We start from the raw sequence: 18,843 nt of genomic DNA on the forward strand, positions 1-18,843 counted from the left end.
GGCAAAAGCAAATGGCAACTGTGCCTTAATCGCGCAAACCCCATCCGGTATCACCCCCTTGACCGAAGGAGGAGGCGATGGACGCAAAAGCCAAGGACGAGCCCGTGCGCTCGCGGATCACCAACATGCGCAGCATGGACCCCGCCGGACGGCGGGCCGCCGTCTGTGCCGCGGCCTCGCTGGACCCGCAGGACGATGCAATTCTGGCCGGGGCGGATGTTCTGCCGCTGACGCTGGCCGACGGGATGATCGAGAATGTCATCGGCAAGTTCGAATTGCCGCTGGGTGTGGCCACAAATTTCGTCGTCAACGGCAAGGAGTATCTGGTGCCGATGGCGGTCGAGGAACCCTCGGTCGTGGCTGCCGCCTCGTATATGGCCAAGCTGGTGGCGCAGGATGGCGGCTTTCATGCCCGTGCCGACCGGCCGGTGATGCGCGCGCAGATCCAGGTTCTGGGCCTGACCGATCCGTTCGGCGCCCGTCAACGGCTGTTCGAGAACCGGGATGCCCTGATCGCCAAGGCGAATTCGCGCGACAAGGTGCTGATCGGGCTGGGCGGCGGGTGCCATGACATCGAGGTGCATATCTTTGAGGAGACGCCGGTGGGCGCCATGCTGGTGCTGCATATTCTGGTGGATGTGCGCGACGCGATGGGCGCCAATACCGTGAACACCATGGCCGAGATGCTGGCCCCCGATGTCGAACGCATCACCGGCGGGCAGGTGCGGTTGCGCATCCTGTCCAACCTGGCGGATCTGCGCATCGTCCGCGCGCGGGCCGAACTGGACCCGGCCACGCTGGCCACGGCAAGCGTCAGTGGCCCCGACATGTGCCGGGGTATCGTCGAGGCCTGTGCGCTGGCCATTGTCGATCCTTATCGTGCCGCGACCCATAACAAGGGCATCATGAACGGCATTGATCCGGTGGTGGTGGCCACCGGCAACGATTGGCGCGCGATCGAGGCGGGTGCGCACAGCTATGCCGCGCGGGGCGGGCGTTATACCTCGTTGACGCGGTGGGAAATGTCGGGCAGCGGCAAGCTGGTCGGCAGTATCGAGCTGCCGATGGCGCTGGGGCTGGTGGGCGGTGCCACCAAGACCCACCCCGCCGCACGCGCCGCGCTGCGGCTGTTGAAGGTGCAAAGCGCAGGCGAGTTGGCCGAGGTGGTGGCCGCCGTTGGTCTGGCGCAGAACATGGCCGCGATCCGCGCGCTGGCGACCGAAGGGATCCAGCGGGGCCATATGGCGCTTCATGCCCGCAATATCGCCATTGCGGCAGGCGCCAGCGGTGGCAACATTGATCGCGTGGCCCGTGCGCTTGTGGCAAGCGGTGACGTCAGCGCGGATAATGCGCGCAGGATTCTGGCCAGTGACTAGCGGGCGGCGGCGGGTCCGAGCCTGCGCCGATCCGCCGCGCTGTCTGGTGCAATCGCGGCCGGTCCGTATTGTCGGGCGCGACCCCGGCCCGGCCTGACACCGCCGCGCGGCGATCAGGCGTGCAGGTGGTCGCGCTGCCAGCCGGGGAGATATTCGACCCGCTCGCAACCGGCAAAGCGGGCAAGGCGGTGGAGTTCGGCATCCAGCTTTTCGCCCCGTGCGCGTGTAAGGCGCTGGCCCGCCTCGGGCCAGTAGGCGCGCACGCGCAGGGTGTTTTCGGTGCGATGGGCCTTGGCGTCCACCCGGCCGACCAGCCGGTCGCCTTCGAGCGCCGGAAAGACGTAGTATCCCCAGCGGCGACGCGCCTCGGGGACGAAAACCTCGATCCGGTAATAGAACCCGAACAGGAATTCCGTGCGCTTGCGGTCCCGCAGCGCGGGGTCAAAGGGCGACAGGAGGCGCAGCCGGCTGGTGGGCGTGGGGGCGGACTCTGCGGCATCACGCACATCGGGCCGCGCGAATGCCTTGCGCAAGGTGCCGTCGGCGCCCTGGACCGCGATTTCCAGAACCTCGCCCCGCGCCACTGCGGCGGCGACCCAGGGTTTCACCGCATCGGGCGGGATCGCGTTCCAATAGGCCTGAAGTTCCGAGGCGGTGGCAAAGCCCAGATGGTCCAGCGCCGTGGAACAGGCCCAATCCACCTTGGCCTCGAACGGCACTTCTGTGCGCAGCAGCCTGTCGGGCAGCACACGTTCGGTGAGGTCATAGACCTTCTGGAAGCCATCGCGCCGGGTGATCGCAAGCTGCCCTGTGCGCCACAGCCATTCCAGCGCGGTCTTGGAGGGGTGCCAGTCCCACCAGCCGCCCTTGCCGCGCGCCTCGCCTTCGCCCACGTCGGACGAGGTGACAGGCCCGTCGGTCGCAATGCGGTTGAGGATCGTGTCGAACTGCGCCTCGTACCCATCGCGGAACCAGCGGCGCCAGTTGGCGTGCAGGCGGGCGCTGTCGCGGGCAAAGCGGTGTTTCCAATAGGGAAAGGTCTCGACCGGCAGGACCGAGGCGTCATGCGTCCAGTGTTCCCACAGCGCCCGGTCGCGTTCGAGCAGCCGTTTCAGCGCGGGCGGGCGATAGGTCTGGCGGCGGCTGAACAGGATCATGTGATGCGCCCGTTCAACGGTGGTGATGCTGTCGACCTGGACAAAGCCGATGCGCCGGATCAGCGCGGCCAGATCCTCGCCAGCGGCCGGGCCGGTCGGCGCCTCGGCCAGGGCGTGGCGGTGCAGGAACAGGCGGCGGGCAAGGGCGTTGGGCAGGACGGGCTGGGTCATGTCCCAGAGGTAGCAGGTGGGCATGTGCCGTCAATGATCCTGCGGTGGCGAACCGTCAGGATGGTGCGCGCCGCCCATGTGCGCCGCGTGTCGATTCATGACCGGAAGGCCCGCGAACCCCGCATGGGCCGGTTCAGTGCGCTGGCCGGTCAGTCCAGGTGGCTGACCTGCCAGCGCGATTTCGCCAGCCAGTCCGGGTTGATCTCGACCCCCCAGCCGGGGGCGTCGGTGACGGTGGCCTGGCCATCGGTGATCGTGAAGGGATCGTTCAGGAACAGCCCGTCCTGCCACGGGTAATAGTCCAGCCCTTCGATGGAAAATTCCAGATACTTGCCCGCATTCGGGATCGCGCGCAGCAGATGCATGGTAAAGATCGTCACCATCGACATATTCGCCGCATGGGGTGTGACCGGCAGGCCCGCCGCCTCGGCCATGCGGCAGACGCGCAGGGTGCGCGCGATGCCGCCCAGATAGCAGATGTCGGGTTGCAGCACGTCGACGATCCGCCCGTCTATCATGCCGCGCCAGTTGGCCATCATGCAATCCTGCTCGCCCCCGGTCACGTCGATGTCCAGGGCATCGGTGACGTCCTTGGTCTGGGCGAATTCCCAATAGGGGCAGGGTTCCTCGTAATGCGAAATGCCGTGATCCTGTAGCAGGCGCCCCACTTCGATCGCCTTGTCGGGGGAATAGCAGGAATTGGCATCCACCAGCAGCGCGGCGTCATCGCCCAGGGCCTTGCGGATGGTCGGCACGATGTCTTCGGTGCGGCCCGGCCATTCATCCTGATTGCGGCCCACCTCGGCGCCGATGCGGAACTTGAAGGCATCGAACCCGTGGGCGTCGCGCAGGCGCAGGAACCGCTGCGCCTCGTCCGCCGGGGTGATGTCGCGTTTCATCGAACTGGCATAGGCGCGCATCCTGCCGGGGGTGCCGCCGATCAGGGCGCAGACCGGCTGGCCCGCCAGTTTGCCGCGCATGTCCCAGATCGCGGTATCCACCCCGCCCATGGCGCGGCGCAGATAGGCGCCGGGGAACTTGTGTTCGCGGTCGCGGACCAGATCCAGCATGGCATCCACATCGGTGCAATCCTGCCCCAGCACATGCGGGGCCACCTGACGGTGCAGCACCTGGGCGGTGATGTCGGCATTGTAGGGCGCCACCTGACCCCAGCCCTGCGCCCCCCCCTCTGCGGTGACGCGGACAAAGCTGATGTGGTCTGTCGAAAAGGTTTCGATTTTCTCGAGTCGCATGGGGGCGCCATTGATTTTCTGCTGGACCTGGGGTGAAACTGCCCAAAGATTGGCTGCCCAGACATATCCATTCTGGCGACTTGACCAGACCAATTTCAGGCGGTGATGCGATGAAACAGGCGGCGGGGGCAGTGCTTGGTGCGATCCGGCTGGACCGGGGATCGAAAAAGAGCGTGGGCGTGCAGTTGTATATGGCGCTGCGCGACCTGATCCTGTCGGGCAGTTTGCGGCCGGGGGAACGGTTGCCTGCCACGCGGATCCTGGCGCGCGAGGCCGGGGTGTCGCGCACCACGGTGATTGACGCGATGGACCGGCTGATGGCCGAGGGGATGCTGGTGTCGCGTGTCGGTGCGGGCACCTATGTCAGCGAGACGCTGGACCATCCCACCGCGCAAGCCAGCGCCCCCCCGGCCCCCGGCCCGCGTCCGCGCTTGTCCTATGCGATCAACCATGCCGAAAAGGCGTATGCCAAACGCACGTGGTTGCCGCATCGGGCGGGGGCGTTTGTTTCGGCCTTGCCTGCCTTCGATGCCTTTCCCATGGGGCATTGGGCGCGCATTTCGGCCCGGCATCTGCGCGGGGATCGCGGTCACATCATGGGCTATGGCCAGCCCAAGGGGCTGGAGGCCCTGCGTCATGCCATTGCCGCCCATCTGAACGCGCTCAAGGGGATCAAGTGCCATGCGGGGCAGATCTTTGTCACCTCGGGTGCGCAACATGCGTTTTCGCTGATTGCCCAGTTGTTCCTGAATCCGGGCGACCGGGTCTGGATGGAAAACCCCGGCGCCTCGGGCGCGCGCAATGCGCTGTTGTCCGAAGGGGCAGAGCTGGTGCCGGTGCCGGTGGATGCCCAGGGGATCGTGGTGGCCGAGGGGCTGGCCCGCGCGCCGCATTTCCGGCTGGCCTTTGTCACGCCGTCGCACCAGCAACCGCTGGGCCATGTGATGTCGCTGCAACGGCGGCTGGATCTGCTGAAAGCGGCGGACGAGGCGCAGGCCTTGATCATTGAAGACGACTATGACGGCGAGTTCCATTATGGCAGCGCGCCCCAGCCCGCGTTGCGCGGGATAGATGCCAGTGGCCGGGTGCTGTATGTCGGCACCTTTTCCAAGACGCTGTTTCCCGCGTTGCGGCTGGGGTTCCTGCTGGTGCCGGAGCGGATGGTGGCCACCTTTGACGCGGCCTTTGAATCCTGGGTCAGCGGCCCGCCGACCGCCACGCAGGCGATCGTTGCCGATTTCATGGACGAGGGGCATTTCGCCGCCCATATCCGGCTGATGCGGCGGCTGTACAAGGCGCGCTATGCCGCGCTGATCGAGGCGGCGCGGACCCTGCCGGACACGATCCGGTTGCAGGACACCACGAGCGGTTTTCACACCCCCGCCTTCCTAGCCCCCGGCATCGACGAGCGCGAGGTGGTGGCCCAGGCCGCCGAACGGGGCGTCACGCTGGCCCCGCTGAGCCGCTATTGTCTGGAGCCCATCGCGCAATCAGGGCTGGTGTTCGGCTTTGGCAGTGCCACACCCGAAGAGATCCGGGCCGGGGTTGACCTGATCCGCGACCTTCCGGCGCTGCGCCAGGAATTGGTCTGGTAGATTTGTCATATTGGATATGAATCGGGTGCCAATATTGGCATAGCGTTCAATCACGCAAGCGCATGGCATCCCCGGCGCCTGCCACGTTGATGGAGGACCAGATGGTTGGCACATCCTTGCCGGGCATCAAGCAGACCCCGTTCTGGCACGAGGCCCTTGGCCCCGCCCCGGCCATGGCCGACCGGCCCCCGGCGCAGGCCGATGTGGTGATCGTCGGGTCCGGGTACACCGGGCTGAACGCCGCGCTGGTCACGGCACGGGGTGGCCGGTCCACCGTGGTGCTGGACGCGGGCGATGCCGGTTTCGGATGCAGCACCCGCAACGGCGGCCAGATCAGCACCAGCATCAAACCCTCGCTGGCCCGGTTGACGGCCCGTTTCGGGGCAGAGCGCGCCCGTGCCATCCGGGGCGAAGGGGAACAGGCGCTGCGCTGGATCGCCGACTTCACCCGGTCCGAGGGGATCGACTGCGATTTTCGCCACGCCGGGCGATTTCACGCCGCCCATACGCCTGCCGAGTACGAAACCCTGGTGCGCGACGCCGACCGGATGCGGCGGGAAGAGGGGATCGAGTCCTTTGCCGTGCCGCGCAGCGAACAGCGCCGGGAACTGGGCAGCGACAGCTATTTCGGCGGGGTTGTCTTCAGCAAGCATTGTTCGCTGCATCCGGCCAAATACCATCGCGGCCTGCTGAGGTGCGCGCTGGCGGCGGGGGCGCAGATCGTGCCGCATTGCGCCGCCGGACGGATCGAGCGGACCGCGCAGGGGTTCCGTGTCCACACGTCCCTGGGGGTTGTCGCCGCGCGCGATGTCATCGTGGCGACCAATGGCTACACCGGGTCGCTGATGCCCTGGCTGCAACGCAGGGTCATTCCGATCGGCAGCTACATCATTGCCACCGAGGAACTGCCCGAAAGCCTGGTGGACGAACTGTTCCCGACCGACCGCATTGCCAGCGATACCTGCAAGGTGCTGTATTACTACCGCGCCTCGCCGGATCGGCGGCGCATCCTGTTCGGTGGCCGCGTGTCGGCGCGCGAGACGGATACAGCGCAAAGCGGGCCGTTGCTGCAACAGAACATGGTGCGGATTTTCCCGCAACTGGCGGGCCGGGCCATCACCCATTCCTGGAGCGGGATCGTCGCCTATACCTTTGACGAACTGGCCCATACCGGCGTGCATGACGGTGTGCATTACGCGCTTGGCTACTGTGGGTCCGGGGTGTCGATGGCCAGCTATCTGGGAATGCGGCTGGGCCAGAAGGTGCTGGGAATGCCTGAAGGGCAGACCGCCCTGGACGGTCTGCCCCACCCCAGCCGCCCGCTGTACACCGGGCGGCCGTGGTTCCTGCCGGCCGTGGTGTCCTATTACCGCTGGCAGGACCGGCGCGCGTGTGAACGGGCGCTCCGGGCCTCGTAGCCCGGCGCGTGGCGGTCCCGACCAGCGGGACGGTGCCGCAGAACGATATAACAATCGGCCGGGTCGCAGGCGGCACGGCCCATCAACAGGGAGACGGCCTATGAAACAGACAGGTGTTCTGACGCTTGCGGCGTCGCTGCTGGCGACCACGGCCCTGGCCGAGGGCAGGAAAGTGACCATTGCCTCCTGGGGCGGGTCGTATCAGGAGGCGCAGAGCAAGGCGCTGTTCGAACCTGCCGCCGCTGCCGGGTTCGACGTCAAGCAGGAAACCTATGGCGGCATGGCCGATGTGCGCCTTCAGGTCCAGACCGGCAAGGTGACGCTGGATATCGTCGCCTCGGGGTCCGGCTCTGCAGCGCGGGCGGGGGCAGAGGGCTTGCTGGAAAAGCTCGATTACAGTGTGATTGACGTGTCGGATTTCTACCCCGGCCTGTACACCGACTATTGCCTGGGCGGGGATGTGTTCTCGACCGTCTATGCCTGGAACACCGATACCTATGGCGACAACGGCCCGCAAAGCTGGGCCGATTTCTGGGACACCGAGAAATTCCCTGGCAGCCGGGCCTATCGCGGCGGCGTGGCCGGGGCGCTGGAACCGGCGCTGATGGCCGATGGCGTGGCCCCCGCCGATGTCTACAAGGTGCTGGATTCCGAAGAGGGCATCCAGCGCGCCATCGACAAGATCCGCGAATTGCGCCCGCATATCGAGGTGTTCTGGAGCTCGGGCGCACAACACGCCCAGTTGATGAAGGATGGCGAGGTTGACATGACCACCGGCTGGAATGGCCGGTTCGACACGGCCGCCGCGGACGGGGGCAAGGTTGCCTACAGCTTCAACCAGGCGCTGTTGGACTATGACTGCTTTGCCATTCCCAAAGGCGCCCCCAACCGGGACAATGCCATGGCATTCCTGGCCGAGATCTCGAAGCCGGAATACCAGGACGACCTGCCCAAATACATCACCTATGGCCCCACCAACAAGAAAGCCTACGAAACCGGAGAGATTGATGCGGCCACGGCTGCGATGCTGCCCTCGTCGCCCGAGAATGCGGCGAAACAACTGCCGATCTCGCTGGAATGGTATGCCAAGTGGGAAACGGTCGCGGCCGAGATGTATCAGGAAATGCTGACCGAATAGGCGGGTCTGACCATGATCCCGGCGGACCGCGGGTCCGTCGGGCTTTTTGCTGGATGGGGGCCACTTGACGATGGCGAATATTGCGGCGCTGCCGATCACGGTGGCCAATGTGACCAAGACCTACGGCCGGGTCCATGCGCTGGACAACGTGTCGCTGCATGTGAAGAGCGGCGAGTTCCTGACCCTTCTTGGTCCCTCGGGGTCGGGGAAATCGACGCTGCTGATGGTTCTGGCCGGGTTCACCCGCCCGGACAGCGGCAGCCTGAAATTCGGTGATCACGAGGTGATCCGCACGCCGCCGCATCTGCGCGATGTCGGCATGACATTCCAGAGCTATGCGCTGTTTCCCCATATGACCGTGGCCGGAAACGTCGGCTATCCGCTGCGGCTGCGCAAGGTGCCCCGGACCGAGATTGCCGACCGGGTCGACCGCGCCTTGCAGACGGTGCAACTGGACGGGTTCGGCGACCGGCGGATCGACCAGTTGTCGGGGGGGCAGCGGCAGCGGGTGGCCGTGGCCCGTGCCATCGTGTTCGAACCGCGTATCCTGCTGATGGACGAGCCCCTGTCGGCGCTGGACAAGAAGCTGCGCGACCAGATGCAGATCGAGTTGCGCCGCCTGCATGAAAAGCTCGGGATGACCACGGTCTATGTCACCCATGACCAGCGCGAGGCGCTGACAATGTCGGATCGGATCGCCGTGGTGAACCATGGCCGGATCATGCAACTGGCGACCCCGCTGGATCTGTATGAACATCCCGCCAACCGCTTTGTGGCCGACTTCATTGGTGAATCCACCTTTCTGCCGGTGACGCGGCGGGGCGACAGGGTGGTCTATGGCGATATGGCCCTGCGCCACAGCCGCCCCGCACCCGATGCCGCCGGGCTGCTGCTGATGATGCGCCCCGAACGCATCGCGCTGACCACAGCCCCGGTCGAGGGCGCCAACACCTTTTCCGCAGTGGCCCGCGAGGTCGTGTACCAGGGCGACAGCTATCTGGTGCAGGCAGTGCTGGCCGATGGCACCGAGATCACCCTGCGCCGCCCCATGAGCGGGGCCGCCCTGGCCGCGATGCCGGCCCCCGGTGCGCCAATCACCCTGAGCGTGGCGCCGGAAGACGCCGTGATCATTGATGCAGGCGAGGTCTGAGATGCAGGCAAAGGGGGAAAATGCCGCCGGATTGCGGCGCGATGACCGGATGGAGCGGCTGCGGCTGTTCGGTCTGGGATCTCCGGCGATGCTGCTGATCCTGGTGGTGCTGGTGATCCCGGTGGGATGGCTGTTCTATGTGTCGTTCATCGGCGCGGATGGCAATTTCTCGTTGGAAAACTACCGGCGCATGATCAACAGCCGGTCCTATTCGCGCATTTTCGTCACGACCTTTCAGGTCAGTTTCCTGACGACGGCGCTGTGCATCGTGATCGGCTATCCGCTGGCCTATTTCATGGCGCAGTTGCCGCCCCGGTTGGCCAGCCTGTGCATGTTGGCGGTTCTGCTGCCATTCTGGACCTCGCTGCTGGTGCGGACCTATGCCTGGCTGGTGCTGTTGCAGCGGCAGGGGCTGGTCAACGAATGGGGCATGGCGCTTGGCCTGTGGGATGCGCCGTTGAAGCTGGTGCACAACATGACCGGCACGCTGGTGGGCATGGTGCACATCATGCTGCCCTTTCTGATCCTGCCGACCTATGGCGCGATGAAGGCCATCGGCCCCGACTACCTCAAGGCAGCGGCCAATCTGGGGGCCACGCCGCGCCGCGCGTTCTGGACCGTGTTCTTTCCGCTGTCCACGCCAGGGCTGTTTGCCGGGGCGCTGATGGTATTCATCCTGTGTCTGGGCTTCTTTGTCACCCCGGCCGTGCTGGGGGGCGGGCGGGTGATCCTGGTGTCGATGCAGATCGTGTCGAATATCGAGCTGTTCGTGAACTGGGGCGCGGCCAGTGCGCTTGGCGTGGTGCTGCTGGTGCTGACGGTGGCAATCCTGTGGATCGCCTCGCGCTTTCTGCGGCTGGACCACATTGCAGGCGGGGGGCACTGAGATGCTGCGCTGGTTCTCTGCCCCCGCCACCGAAACCCAGATCACCCATGGTCAGCGGTTGTGGCTGTATGTCTTTTCGGTGGTCATCATGGTGTTGCTGGTGGCGCCGACGCTGATCGTGATTCCGATGTCGTTTTCCGACAGCCAGTATCTGGAGTTTCCGCCGGAAACCTGGTCGTTGCGCTGGTATCGGCACTATTTCGGATCGGCCGAGTGGATGCAGGCGACGCGCACCTCGTTCAAGGTGGCGGTCCTGACGATGCTGGTGGCGACGCCGGTCGGGGTGTTGGCGGCCTATGGGCTTCATGCCTCGCGGGTGCGGCTTGTGCAGGCGGCGTTTCTGTTCCTGCTGACGCCCATGATGGTGCCCGTGGTTCTGGTGGCGATTGGCGCGTTTTATGCCTATGCCCGGCTCAACATGCTGTATTCGCTGACCGGGCTGGTGCTGGCGCATACGGTGCTGGCGCTGCCCCTGGTGGTGATCGTGACCGGATCGGCGCTGAAGGGGTTCGATACCAGCCTGGAAGTGGCGGCCCGCAGTCTGGGGGCGCCGCGCTGGAAGGCTTTCCTGACCATCACCCTGCCGCAGATCCGCTTTGCCGTTGTCACCAGCGCGCTGCTGGCTTTTCTGACCTCGTTCGACGAGGTGGTGGTGGCGATGTTCCTGTCGGGCGGGGACAACCCGCTGTTGACGCGCAACATGTTCAACGCGCTACGCGACCAGATCGACCCGACGATTGCCGCCATCTCGACGCTGATGATCCTGCTGACCACGCTGATGATGCTGTTGGTGCAGATCTTTGGCCAACCGCGCAAACCCGCCGACAAGGGCTGAACCCCGGAGCTTTCGATGATCTCGCTGAATATCTTTGCCGATCTTGCGCACCAGCCGGTGGGCGCCTTTGCCGCCAAGCCCACAACTCTGACCCCCGGCCAGCAAGAGGCGTCGGCCTTGCTGTGGGCATCGGCGGACGGGCGGGTCAAGGTGGGGGTATGGGAATGCACACCCGGCCGGTTCACCGCCGACCGCACGGCGGCGGGCGAGCATTGCCATATCCTGTCGGGCCGCGCCGTGGTGCGCAACGCCGATGGCAGCCACGCGCGCGATATCGGGCCGGGCGATCTGCTGGTGCTGCCGCAAGGCTGGACCGGCGAATGGGAAATCCTGACCCATCTGCGCAAGCTGTTCCTGATCACCCCCGACGCTGGCTGACCCATCATGGCAGAGTATGACTTCATCGTCGTCGGCGCCGGGTCGGCGGGCTGTGTGCTGGCCAATCGCCTGACCGAGGATGGCCGTCACAGCGTCCTGCTGATCGAGGCGGGGGGCAGCGACCTCAGCCCCTGGATCTGGATGCCGATCGGCTATGGCAAGACATTCTATCGCGCTTCGGTCAACTGGATGTACATGACCGAACCCAATCCCGAACTGGACGGCCGCCCGTCCTATTGGCCGCGTGGCAAGGTGATGGGCGGGTCCAGTGCGATCAATGCCATGGTCTATGTCCGTGGCCAGCCCGAGGATTTCGAGGACTGGAAGGCCATGGGCAATCCCGGCTGGGGCTGGGACGATGTGCTGCCCTGGTTTCGCAAGATGGAAACCAACGATGCCGGGGGCAGTGCCTTTCGCGGCGACAGCGGGCCGCTGCATGTGACCACGACGACATCCGGCATTCATCCGCTGTGCCGGCATTTCATTGCCGCAGGGCAAGAGCTGGGCTGGCCGCACAACCCCGATTTCAACGGCGCGCGGCAAGAGGGCGTGGGCGCCTATCAGATCACCGTCAAGGACGGGCTGCGCATGTCGGCGGCGCGGGCCTATATCCGTCCGGCGCGACACCGCGCCAACCTGCATCTGCGGCCGAATGCGCTTGCCATGCGGGTGCTGTTCGAGGGCAGCCGCGCCATCGGCGTTGTGTATCGCCATCGCGGGCAGCAGGTGCAAGCCCGCGCCCGGCGCGAAGTGATCCTGTCAGCGGGCGCCGTCAATTCACCGCAACTGTTGCAGTTGTCGGGCGTCGGCCCGGCGGGCCTGTTGCGCGGGCTGGGCATTCCTGTGCGCCATGCGCTGGAGGGGGTGGGCCGCAATCTTCAGGATCATCTGTGCATCGACCACCTGTATCGCTCGCGCCTGCCGTCGCTGAACGAACAACTGCGGCCCTGGCATGGCAAGCTGGCGCAGGGGTTGCGCTATGTGCTGGCGCGGCGCGGCCCGCTGGCGATGGGGGTCAATCAGGCGGGCGGGTTCGTGTCCACCCGTCCGGCGGGCGGGCGGGCGAACATGCAGCTGTTCTTTTCGCCCCTCAGCTATACCAAGGCCCCGCCCGGCAAGCGGCCGCTGATGAGCCCCGATCCCTTTCCCGGCTTTCTGCTGAGCGCCCAGCCGACCCGCCCGACCAGCCGTGGCCATCTGGCGATCCGCTCGGCCGATCCTGCGCAACCGCCCGAGATTCAGCCCAACTATCTGGCCACCGAGTCAGACCGGAAGGATCTGCTCGACGCGGCCCGCCTGTTGCGGCGTCTGGCCGCGGCCCCGGCATTGGCAGCGATCATCGCAGAGGAATTGCGGCCCGGCGCCGGGGTGCAGGGGGACGCGGCGCTGTTCGCGGATTGCCGTGCGCGGGCGGGCACGGTGTTTCACCCGGTCGGCACGTGCCGCATGGGGCCTGATCCGGCCTGTGACGTGGTGGACAGCCGGTTGCGTGTGCATGGCGTGGGCGGGCTGCGGGTGGTGGATGCTTCGGTCTTTCCGACGCTGACATCGGGCAACACCAATGCGCCGGTGATCATGGTGGCGGAAAAGGCGGCCGACATGATCCTGTCGGGCCCGGCGGCGTAGGCCGCCGCCCGCGACCGCGCGCCATGCCAGCCTGCGTCTTATGCAAGGCTTTCCGGCTATCTGCACCGTCCCTGATTCAGATCAAGACATGTCAGGTTTTGCCAGCATAGTCTGCATCGCATAGGATCGTCAGTCTGTTCGCCCCTTCGGACTGTTCGCGGGCTTGGAGGTTGACATGACCGATTCAGGGAAAGAGCGGCGGGCGGATCTTGCCTCGCCTGATGCCGTTGGCCCGCGCAAGGATGACGAGCGCCGCCTTCCCGTGGTGCGGCCCGCCGCGCCGACCGAAGCAGCCACGCATGGACGGCGCGTCTGGCTTTGGGTGGCCGGGGCTGTTCTGGCCGGTGTGGCGGGGCTTTTGGTCTATTGGCAGCCTTGGGGCGGCGGCCCGGCGGTTGTCGCGACCGAGGTTGCGCGGCTTGCCCCGGTGACGCGGGTTCTGGCGGTGAACGGGCGAGTTGCCGCGCTTGGGTCCGTGGATGTGCGCGCGCTGGTCAATGGCCCGCTTGTCGCCGTGGCGGTGGCCGAAGGTGACATCGTGCGCGCCGGGGATGAACTGGCGCGGATCGACCCTGCCGCGCAGCAGGCCGTCTTGCGGCAGGCGATCGCGGGGCTGGATGCCGCCCTCGTCGCGCAGGCGCAGGCGGCTGCGACGCTGGCGCGGACCGAGGCGCTGGGGGCGAATGTCGCGCGTACCGCCCTCGACAGCGCGACCAGCGCGGCGCAATCCGCGGCGCAAGATGTCGCGCGGGCCCGCGCGCTGGTCGATCAGGCGCAGATCCAGCTTGGCCATTTCACAATTCGCGCCCCGATCTCGGGCACGGTTCTGGCGTTGAACGTGGACCCCGGCCAGATCGTCGATCCGCCGGTCGTGCTGCTGACGCTTGCAGATCTGAGCCGCCTTGTCGTCGAAACCGATGTGGACGAGGCCTATGCCACCCAGATCCGCCCCGGATTGCCGGCCGTTCTGCAACTGGCGGGCGAGGCGGTCGCGCGGGATGGACAGGTGCGGTTCGTGTCGCAGCGTGTCGATGCGGCAACCGGGGGGCTGTCGGTGCAGCTTGGGTTTTCCGCCGATGTGACCGCGCCCGTCGGCCTGACCGTGACCGCGAATATCATTGTGGATCAGCGGGCCGCCGCGCTTACGGTACCGCGTAGCGCCGTCGTCAGAGGACAGGCCGAAGCGACGGTTTTCGTTGTTGCGGCAGGGGTCGCCGAAAGCCGCGCGGTGACAGTCATCGACTGGCCCGCCGCGCGGTTGATCGTGACCGATGGGCTGGCGCCGGGCGATATCGTGATCGCTGACGCAACGGGCATTCGCGCCGGGCAGGCCGTTCGGGTGGGGCAGCCCTGATGCTGTATGCGCTGAAAATCGCCCTGCGCTATCTTTCCGCCAACAAGGCGCAGACCGCGCTGCTGGTGTCCGGCGTGGCGGTGGGGGTTTTCATCTTTATCTTCATGTCGGCGCTGATCGGGGGATTGGCCGAGTTCATCCTGGCGCGCACGGTGGGTGATATCAGCCATGTGACGATCAAGGCCGAGGACCGCGACCCTGCCATTCTGATCGCAGCGGATGGTCATATTCTGGCCGTGACCGAGCGGGGCCGCGCGCGCACCGCGACCCTGGCCGAAGCCGCGACCTTTGTGCCCCTGATCGAAGCCGTTCCCGGCGTGACGGCTGTCTCGCCGCAGGTTGGCGGTGCGGGGTTCCTGATGCGCGGTGCGCAGGTGGCGCAGGTGTCTGTGACCGGGCTGGAACCGGGGCGGGAATCCGCGATCCTGAATCTGGACGGCTATATCGTCGAAGGCGCGGCGCGGCTGGGATCGGGGACGGTGGTGCTGGGCCGGCGGTTGACGGATGACCTGTCGCTGCGGTTGGGCCAGACGGTGCGGCTGCAATCCTCGGGCGGGGTGTCGATGGTGCTGACGCTGAGCGGGATCTTCGACACCGGCAACGGCATGATCGACGCCAGCACCGCCTTTGTCGCGCTGCCCACCGCGCGCACGTTGTTCGCGCTGCCCCAGGGGGTGACGCGGATTGAAATCAAACTGGCCGATCTGAACGCCGCCGATGCCACCGCGCTGCGCATCCGCGCCTTGACCGGCCTTGATGCCGTGCCCTGGACCGATGGAGCAGAGCAGTTGATGGAGGCGTTGAACGCACAGGCGCAGACCGGGTATTTCCTGAAGGGCTTTGCCCTGATCACCATCGTGATCGGGGTTGCCTCGGCGCTGTTGCTGTCCACCTATCGCCGCCGCCCGGAAATCGGGATCATGCGGGCGATGGGAGCGGGGCGCGGATTCGTGATCTTTGTCTTTGTGACCCAGGGCGCTTTGGTCGGGTTGATGGGCGGCGTCGCGGGTGCGGTGCTTGGGTATCTTGCACTGCTGCCGTTTCCGCCGCGTGACGACTTCCGGGTCGGCACCCTGCCGATGGACATCACCCAGGGGTCTTACGGGCTGGCGATCACCCTGACGGTGATCGGGGCGGTCCTGGCCTCGATCCTGCCGGCGCGGGCGGCGGCAAGGGTCGATCCTGTCACGGCGATCGGGCAATGAGTGCGTTGGTGCAGGTGCAGGATCTGGTCAAGACCTTTGGCCAGGGCGAGGCCGCGACCCATGTGCTGCGCGGCCTGTCCCTGACATTGCAGGCAGGCGAAATGGCGGCGCTGCTTGGCCCGTCCGGGTCGGGCAAAAGCACGTTGCTGACCATCCTTGGCACGCTGATGAAACCGACATCGGGCAGCCATGTCATGCTGGGGCAGGATCTGGTGGCGGCCGATGACACGGCGCTGACGACATTCCGCAACCTGCACATCGGCTTTGTGTTCCAGTTCCACAACCTGCTGCCGGATTTCACGGCGCTGGAGAATGTGGTCTTTCCCACGGCGGTGCGCGAAGGGCGCGAAACCCCCGCCGCCCGCGCGCGGGGGCGCGAGTTGCTGACGCGCATGGGGCTGGGCGCGCGGATCGACTTTCCTTCGGCCAATCTGTCAGGTGGACAGAAACAGCGCGTGGCCGTGGCGCGGGCGCTGATGAACCGCCCCGAACTGGTGCTGGCGGATGAGCCGACCGGCAATCTGGACCGCGCCTCTGCCATGCAGGTGATGGAACTGATTGCCGAGATCAACCGGGACGAGGGCACGACCTTTCTGATCTCCACGCATGACGAAAAGATCGCAGCCTCTTGCCGTCGGCAGATCGTGGTGGGGGATGGCGTCGTGACAGGTTGACGGGACAGGGTGGGTTTACGGGCTTTCATGCCGCCCTGACCCTCGGTAAACTGTCACCTTTCCTTGGTGCAACGCATGATTGTGACTCCCAAACTCTATCTGCTAGGCGCGTCCTGCTCGGGCGTATCGACGCTGGGTGCGGTGTTGTCCAGGCGGCTCAATGTGCCGCAGATTGACGTCGATGATTTCTACTGGATGCCAACAGATCCGCCATTCAGCGAGAAACGCGATCCCGAAGACCGCATCCGACTGATCAGGGAGCGTCAGCAGATGGCAGAGGGCTGGGTTCTGACCGGCTCGTTCATCGGATGGGGCGACGCCCTGATCCAGAATGTGGATCTGATCGCCTTTCTCTATACGGCGGCGCCAATCCGCCTCGAACGTCTGGACCAGCGCGAAGCGCGCCGACATGGAGGGCGGATTCTGCCGGGTGGAGATATGCATCAGGCGCATCTGGCGTTTCGTGACTGGGCGTCGCGCTATGATGCCCCCCTGTTCGGCGGGCGCAGCCTTGTGCAGCATGAGCGATGGCTCAAGGCGCAAACTTCGCCCGTTCTTCGTCTTGATGGTGCGCGCGCGGCCATGGCGCTGGCAGAGCAGGTCGAAGATGCGATTTCCCGTCCCGATGCGGTGCGCGGCAACTGATGTGACGGCCATGGCCGGGCAGGAAAACCCCGCCCGGCCCGCCGCTCAGGCTTTCAACTGCAACGCTGCATTCGGGTAGGGAAAGCCGAAATCGTCCACGTTGCGGCGCGACCGCTCTATGAAGCCGAGAGCGGCGTAGAAACGCACAGCCTGTTCGTTCTGGGTGTAGACCTCCAGCGCAAGTTCACCCTTGAGCGTCAGGGCATGTGCGATGAGCTTGCGTCCGATGCCCAGCCCCTGATGGTCTGGCGCGATGAAGAGGCCGCCGATGAACCTGTTCATCAGGCTGATGAAGCCGAGGGGTTCGCCCCTCCAGCAGGCAACCCAGGTTTCGGCTTTCGGCAGGTACTCCTGTTCTATCAACTGGCGTTGTTCCACGAGCCTCGGCTCGCCAATGAACGGATGCGCCTTGAGGGACGCGTGAAACCAGATCTCTGACAGTTTTTGGATATCCGTTGCCACATCAATGGGCCGGATCGCTACGTCTTGGTTCTCCATGAGAACTCCACGGGAATCATACAAAAAGGATCGGCAAGCAGCTTGCCGAGCGATGCCGCTCTCTGCGGTTCAATCGAAACCTCTGTGCATAAATCTCCGTCTGTTGTGCATAAATCTCCGTCTGTGAGCAGGCCAAGGCTAGGTCATGCGCCCACGATGGTCAATGACCGCAAGAGGATTGGCCCCCGTCCCTGTTGTACGTCGCCTGTGCCGCTCTGGCGGGCAGGATTGCGCGCTTGGCCTTGGTCGCATGGGCAGGAGTCCTTCGGAATATTCATGCAGTGAAGGCATTCAAGGGTCTATGTGTGCAATATCTGGTTATTTCGCGAATTACAAGAGAACCATTTCCGAAGGTTTCTGTAGTCCTTGCGACAAGGCGCGCAAGATGGGTCGCCATAGCTGTCGGGCTAGGTTGACCCATTGAAAAGAAACGAAAATTGTACATGCGATGTTGCGGCACGGCCTATTGCATCCGTTTTCAAACGACCGATTATGTGAGATGTATTAAATTGCATTCCGCGTGGTTTCGCGCGTCTGGCCGGGGTCGAAACGTATTGGGGCCGTCGCGCCCAAACAGTGACGCCTCGAACAGTCGGGTTGCGCGCCCTGCCCACCGAAATCGGGCTGAGCGGCCGTCAACTTTTCCGGATGCGCTTGACGGATATACCACCCAGTCATACCATGAGCCCGAAGGGAGCGTCTGCATGACCGTCAAATCCTCGATCTCGCTGAGCGACGAACACCACGCCTTTGCCCGCGCGCAGGTGCAGGACGGGCGTTTTGCGTCGGTCAGTGCCGTTGTGCAGCACGGGCTGGATCTGCTGCGCCAGAAATCCGAGGATGAACGGCTGGAACGGGCCGCTCTGACGGCATTGCTGGAGGCAAGGGTCGGCGGTCCGTTCGTCTCTGCCGATGAGATGCGCCAACGCATCGGCGCCCTGGCCGCAGCCCGGCACCGCGACACCGCTGCGGAATGACATGGCGTGTCGAATTTGCTGCGGCGGCAGAACACGACTTTGCCCTGATCCTTGATCATCTGATCGACAGCTACATCGCCTTTGGCGACAGCCCGGCAGAGGCGACAGAGCGGGGCGGCCAGCGGTTGCTTGCCATCCTGCAGGAGTCGCATCGCATTGCGACCGCGCCACATCGCGGCAGCCGGCGGGACGATATGTTGCCGGGCCTGCGGCATCTGGCACTTGGCAAGGCGACATTCTGGTTCACCGTCGATGATGCGGCAGGTGTCGTCAGGGTGCTGGCGGTCTTTTTCGGGGCGCAGGATCAGCAACGACGGATGCTGATCCGTCTGCTTGGGCGCCACGACGAGGGCTGATCCGCACCGGACCGGCTGCCTTTGCCGCGGTTGCGTGCGGGTCTGAAGGGTTCGGGGATATCCCTGGGCGTTCCGCTTTGTATCAACGGCCCATCGCCCACCGCCCCGGTCCATGACCGGGCGCAAAGCTGCGATTGGTGTGCGAGGCATA

18 protein-coding genes are annotated in these 18,843 nt (G+C 65.4%); 15 read left to right on the forward strand and 3 right to left on the reverse strand.

Annotated features, from left to right (window positions below; translation table 11 throughout):
* Positions 1–77: 77 nt before the first annotated feature.
* The gene (locus tag BW970_RS09260) at positions 78–1,376 is read left to right on the forward strand and encodes a hydroxymethylglutaryl-CoA reductase, degradative (RefSeq protein ID WP_076530473.1); all 1,299 of its coding nucleotides are present in this window, start codon (positions 78–80) and stop codon (positions 1,374–1,376) included.
* A gap of 113 nt (positions 1,377–1,489) precedes the next feature.
* Here BW970_RS09260 and BW970_RS09265 read toward each other — a convergent pair whose 3' ends face one another.
* Together BW970_RS09265 and BW970_RS09270 are read right to left on the reverse strand one after the other, a co-directional pair.
* Positions 1,490–2,728: a winged helix-turn-helix domain-containing protein gene (locus BW970_RS09265; protein ID WP_229740479.1), complete on the reverse strand. Its 1,239-nt coding sequence runs from the start codon at positions 2,726–2,728 to the stop codon at positions 1,490–1,492.
* 125 nt (positions 2,729–2,853) lie between these two features.
* Positions 2,854–3,957, reverse strand: a complete 1,104-nt coding sequence (locus BW970_RS09270; RefSeq protein ID WP_076530475.1) for a mandelate racemase/muconate lactonizing enzyme family protein — start codon at positions 3,955–3,957, stop codon at positions 2,854–2,856.
* Positions 3,958–4,067: 110 nt separating this feature from the next.
* On the opposite strand from BW970_RS09270, the gene pdxR reads away from it, so the two are divergent.
* The 12 genes from pdxR (at position 4,068) to BW970_RS09330 (ending at position 16,861) form a co-directional block, all read left to right on the forward strand.
* Positions 4,068–5,552: a MocR-like pyridoxine biosynthesis transcription factor PdxR gene (gene pdxR, locus BW970_RS09275; protein WP_076530477.1), complete on the forward strand. Its 1,485-nt coding sequence runs from the start codon at positions 4,068–4,070 to the stop codon at positions 5,550–5,552.
* A gap of 101 nt (positions 5,553–5,653) precedes the next feature.
* Positions 5,654–6,970 carry an NAD(P)/FAD-dependent oxidoreductase gene (locus BW970_RS09280; protein WP_076531062.1) on the forward strand — a complete coding sequence of 439 codons (1,317 nt, stop codon included), beginning with the start codon at positions 5,654–5,656 and terminating at the stop codon, positions 6,968–6,970.
* 100 nt (positions 6,971–7,070) lie between these two features.
* Complete coding sequence (locus BW970_RS09285) at positions 7,071–8,108, forward strand: ABC transporter substrate-binding protein (RefSeq protein ID WP_076530480.1); 1,038 nt, start codon at positions 7,071–7,073, stop codon at positions 8,106–8,108.
* A gap of 70 nt (positions 8,109–8,178) precedes the next feature.
* Positions 8,179–9,258: an ABC transporter ATP-binding protein gene (locus BW970_RS09290; protein ID WP_076530482.1), complete on the forward strand. Its 1,080-nt coding sequence runs from the start codon at positions 8,179–8,181 to the stop codon at positions 9,256–9,258.
* A 1-nt stretch (position 9,259) separates the two neighbouring features.
* Positions 9,260–10,144 (forward strand): ABC transporter permease, encoded by an 885-nt coding sequence (locus tag BW970_RS09295; protein ID WP_076530484.1) that lies wholly within the window; start codon positions 9,260–9,262, stop codon positions 10,142–10,144.
* Position 10,145: 1 nt separating this feature from the next.
* Positions 10,146–10,979, forward strand: coding sequence for an ABC transporter permease (locus BW970_RS09300; RefSeq protein WP_076530486.1), 834 nt, complete (start codon positions 10,146–10,148; stop codon positions 10,977–10,979).
* Positions 10,980–10,994: 15 nt separating this feature from the next.
* The gene (locus BW970_RS09305) at positions 10,995–11,357 is read left to right on the forward strand and encodes a cupin domain-containing protein (protein ID WP_076530488.1); all 363 of its coding nucleotides are present in this window, start codon (positions 10,995–10,997) and stop codon (positions 11,355–11,357) included.
* Positions 11,358–11,363: 6 nt separating this feature from the next.
* Positions 11,364–12,983 (forward strand): GMC family oxidoreductase, encoded by a 1,620-nt coding sequence (locus BW970_RS09310; RefSeq protein WP_076530490.1) that lies wholly within the window; start codon positions 11,364–11,366, stop codon positions 12,981–12,983.
* Between the two features lie 175 nt (positions 12,984–13,158).
* Positions 13,159–14,337: an efflux RND transporter periplasmic adaptor subunit gene (locus tag BW970_RS09315; protein WP_083701197.1), complete on the forward strand. Its 1,179-nt coding sequence runs from the start codon at positions 13,159–13,161 to the stop codon at positions 14,335–14,337.
* Positions 14,337–15,542 carry an ABC transporter permease gene (locus tag BW970_RS09320; RefSeq protein WP_076530492.1) on the forward strand — a complete coding sequence of 402 codons (1,206 nt, stop codon included), beginning with the start codon at positions 14,337–14,339 and terminating at the stop codon, positions 15,540–15,542. The genes BW970_RS09315 and BW970_RS09320 overlap by 1 nt, the downstream gene beginning before the upstream one ends.
* Positions 15,539–16,216, forward strand: a complete 678-nt coding sequence (locus tag BW970_RS09325) for an ABC transporter ATP-binding protein (protein WP_076530494.1) — start codon at positions 15,539–15,541, stop codon at positions 16,214–16,216. Before BW970_RS09320 ends, BW970_RS09325 begins: the two co-directional genes overlap by 4 nt.
* A 75-nt stretch (positions 16,217–16,291) precedes the next feature.
* Positions 16,292–16,861 (forward strand): P-loop NTPase family protein, encoded by a 570-nt coding sequence (locus BW970_RS09330; protein WP_076530496.1) that lies wholly within the window; start codon positions 16,292–16,294, stop codon positions 16,859–16,861.
* 45 nt (positions 16,862–16,906) lie between these two features.
* Here BW970_RS09330 and BW970_RS09335 read toward each other — a convergent pair whose 3' ends face one another.
* The gene (locus BW970_RS09335; protein WP_076530498.1) at positions 16,907–17,359 is read right to left on the reverse strand and encodes a GNAT family N-acetyltransferase; all 453 of its coding nucleotides are present in this window, start codon (positions 17,357–17,359) and stop codon (positions 16,907–16,909) included.
* 704 nt (positions 17,360–18,063) lie between these two features.
* On the opposite strand from BW970_RS09335, the gene BW970_RS09340 reads away from it, so the two are divergent.
* Positions 18,064–18,336, forward strand: coding sequence for a ribbon-helix-helix domain-containing protein (locus BW970_RS09340; RefSeq protein WP_076530500.1), 273 nt, complete (start codon positions 18,064–18,066; stop codon positions 18,334–18,336).
* Positions 18,333–18,692 carry a type II toxin-antitoxin system RelE/ParE family toxin gene (locus tag BW970_RS09345; RefSeq protein WP_076530502.1) on the forward strand — a complete coding sequence of 120 codons (360 nt, stop codon included), beginning with the start codon at positions 18,333–18,335 and terminating at the stop codon, positions 18,690–18,692. The genes BW970_RS09340 and BW970_RS09345 overlap by 4 nt, the downstream gene beginning before the upstream one ends.
* The last annotated feature ends 151 nt before the right edge of the window (positions 18,693–18,843 follow it).

The organism is Gemmobacter megaterium (genome assembly GCF_900156815.1).
In the GTDB taxonomy this organism is placed as follows: domain Bacteria; phylum Pseudomonadota; class Alphaproteobacteria; order Rhodobacterales; family Rhodobacteraceae; genus Wagnerdoeblera; species Wagnerdoeblera megaterium.

Coding starts and splice junctions, on each gene's coding strand:
- BW970_RS09320 (WP_076530492.1), top strand. CDS start 14,337: ATGCTGTATGCGCTGAAAATCGCCCTGCGCTATCTTTCCGCCAACAAG.
- BW970_RS09290 (WP_076530482.1), top strand. CDS start 8,179: ATGGCGAATATTGCGGCGCTGCCGATCACGGTGGCCAATGTGACCAAG.
- BW970_RS09345 (WP_076530502.1), top strand. CDS start 18,333: ATGACATGGCGTGTCGAATTTGCTGCGGCGGCAGAACACGACTTTGCC.
- BW970_RS09340 (WP_076530500.1), top strand. CDS start 18,064: ATGACCGTCAAATCCTCGATCTCGCTGAGCGACGAACACCACGCCTTT.
- BW970_RS09305 (WP_076530488.1), top strand. CDS start 10,995: ATGATCTCGCTGAATATCTTTGCCGATCTTGCGCACCAGCCGGTGGGC.
- BW970_RS09270 (WP_076530475.1), bottom strand. CDS start 3,957: ATGCGACTCGAGAAAATCGAAACCTTTTCGACAGACCACATCAGCTTT.
- BW970_RS09310 (WP_076530490.1), top strand. CDS start 11,364: ATGGCAGAGTATGACTTCATCGTCGTCGGCGCCGGGTCGGCGGGCTGT.
- BW970_RS09280 (WP_076531062.1), top strand. CDS start 5,654: ATGGTTGGCACATCCTTGCCGGGCATCAAGCAGACCCCGTTCTGGCAC.
- BW970_RS09300 (WP_076530486.1), top strand. CDS start 10,146: ATGCTGCGCTGGTTCTCTGCCCCCGCCACCGAAACCCAGATCACCCAT.
- BW970_RS09335 (WP_076530498.1), bottom strand. CDS start 17,359: ATGGAGAACCAAGACGTAGCGATCCGGCCCATTGATGTGGCAACGGAT.
- pdxR (WP_076530477.1), top strand. CDS start 4,068: ATGAAACAGGCGGCGGGGGCAGTGCTTGGTGCGATCCGGCTGGACCGG.
- BW970_RS09330 (WP_076530496.1), top strand. CDS start 16,292: ATGATTGTGACTCCCAAACTCTATCTGCTAGGCGCGTCCTGCTCGGGC.
- BW970_RS09315 (WP_083701197.1), top strand. CDS start 13,159: ATGACCGATTCAGGGAAAGAGCGGCGGGCGGATCTTGCCTCGCCTGAT.
- BW970_RS09285 (WP_076530480.1), top strand. CDS start 7,071: ATGAAACAGACAGGTGTTCTGACGCTTGCGGCGTCGCTGCTGGCGACC.
- BW970_RS09295 (WP_076530484.1), top strand. CDS start 9,260: ATGCAGGCAAAGGGGGAAAATGCCGCCGGATTGCGGCGCGATGACCGG.
- BW970_RS09325 (WP_076530494.1), top strand. CDS start 15,539: ATGAGTGCGTTGGTGCAGGTGCAGGATCTGGTCAAGACCTTTGGCCAG.
- BW970_RS09260 (WP_076530473.1), top strand. CDS start 78: ATGGACGCAAAAGCCAAGGACGAGCCCGTGCGCTCGCGGATCACCAAC.
- BW970_RS09265 (WP_229740479.1), bottom strand. CDS start 2,728: ATGCCCACCTGCTACCTCTGGGACATGACCCAGCCCGTCCTGCCCAAC.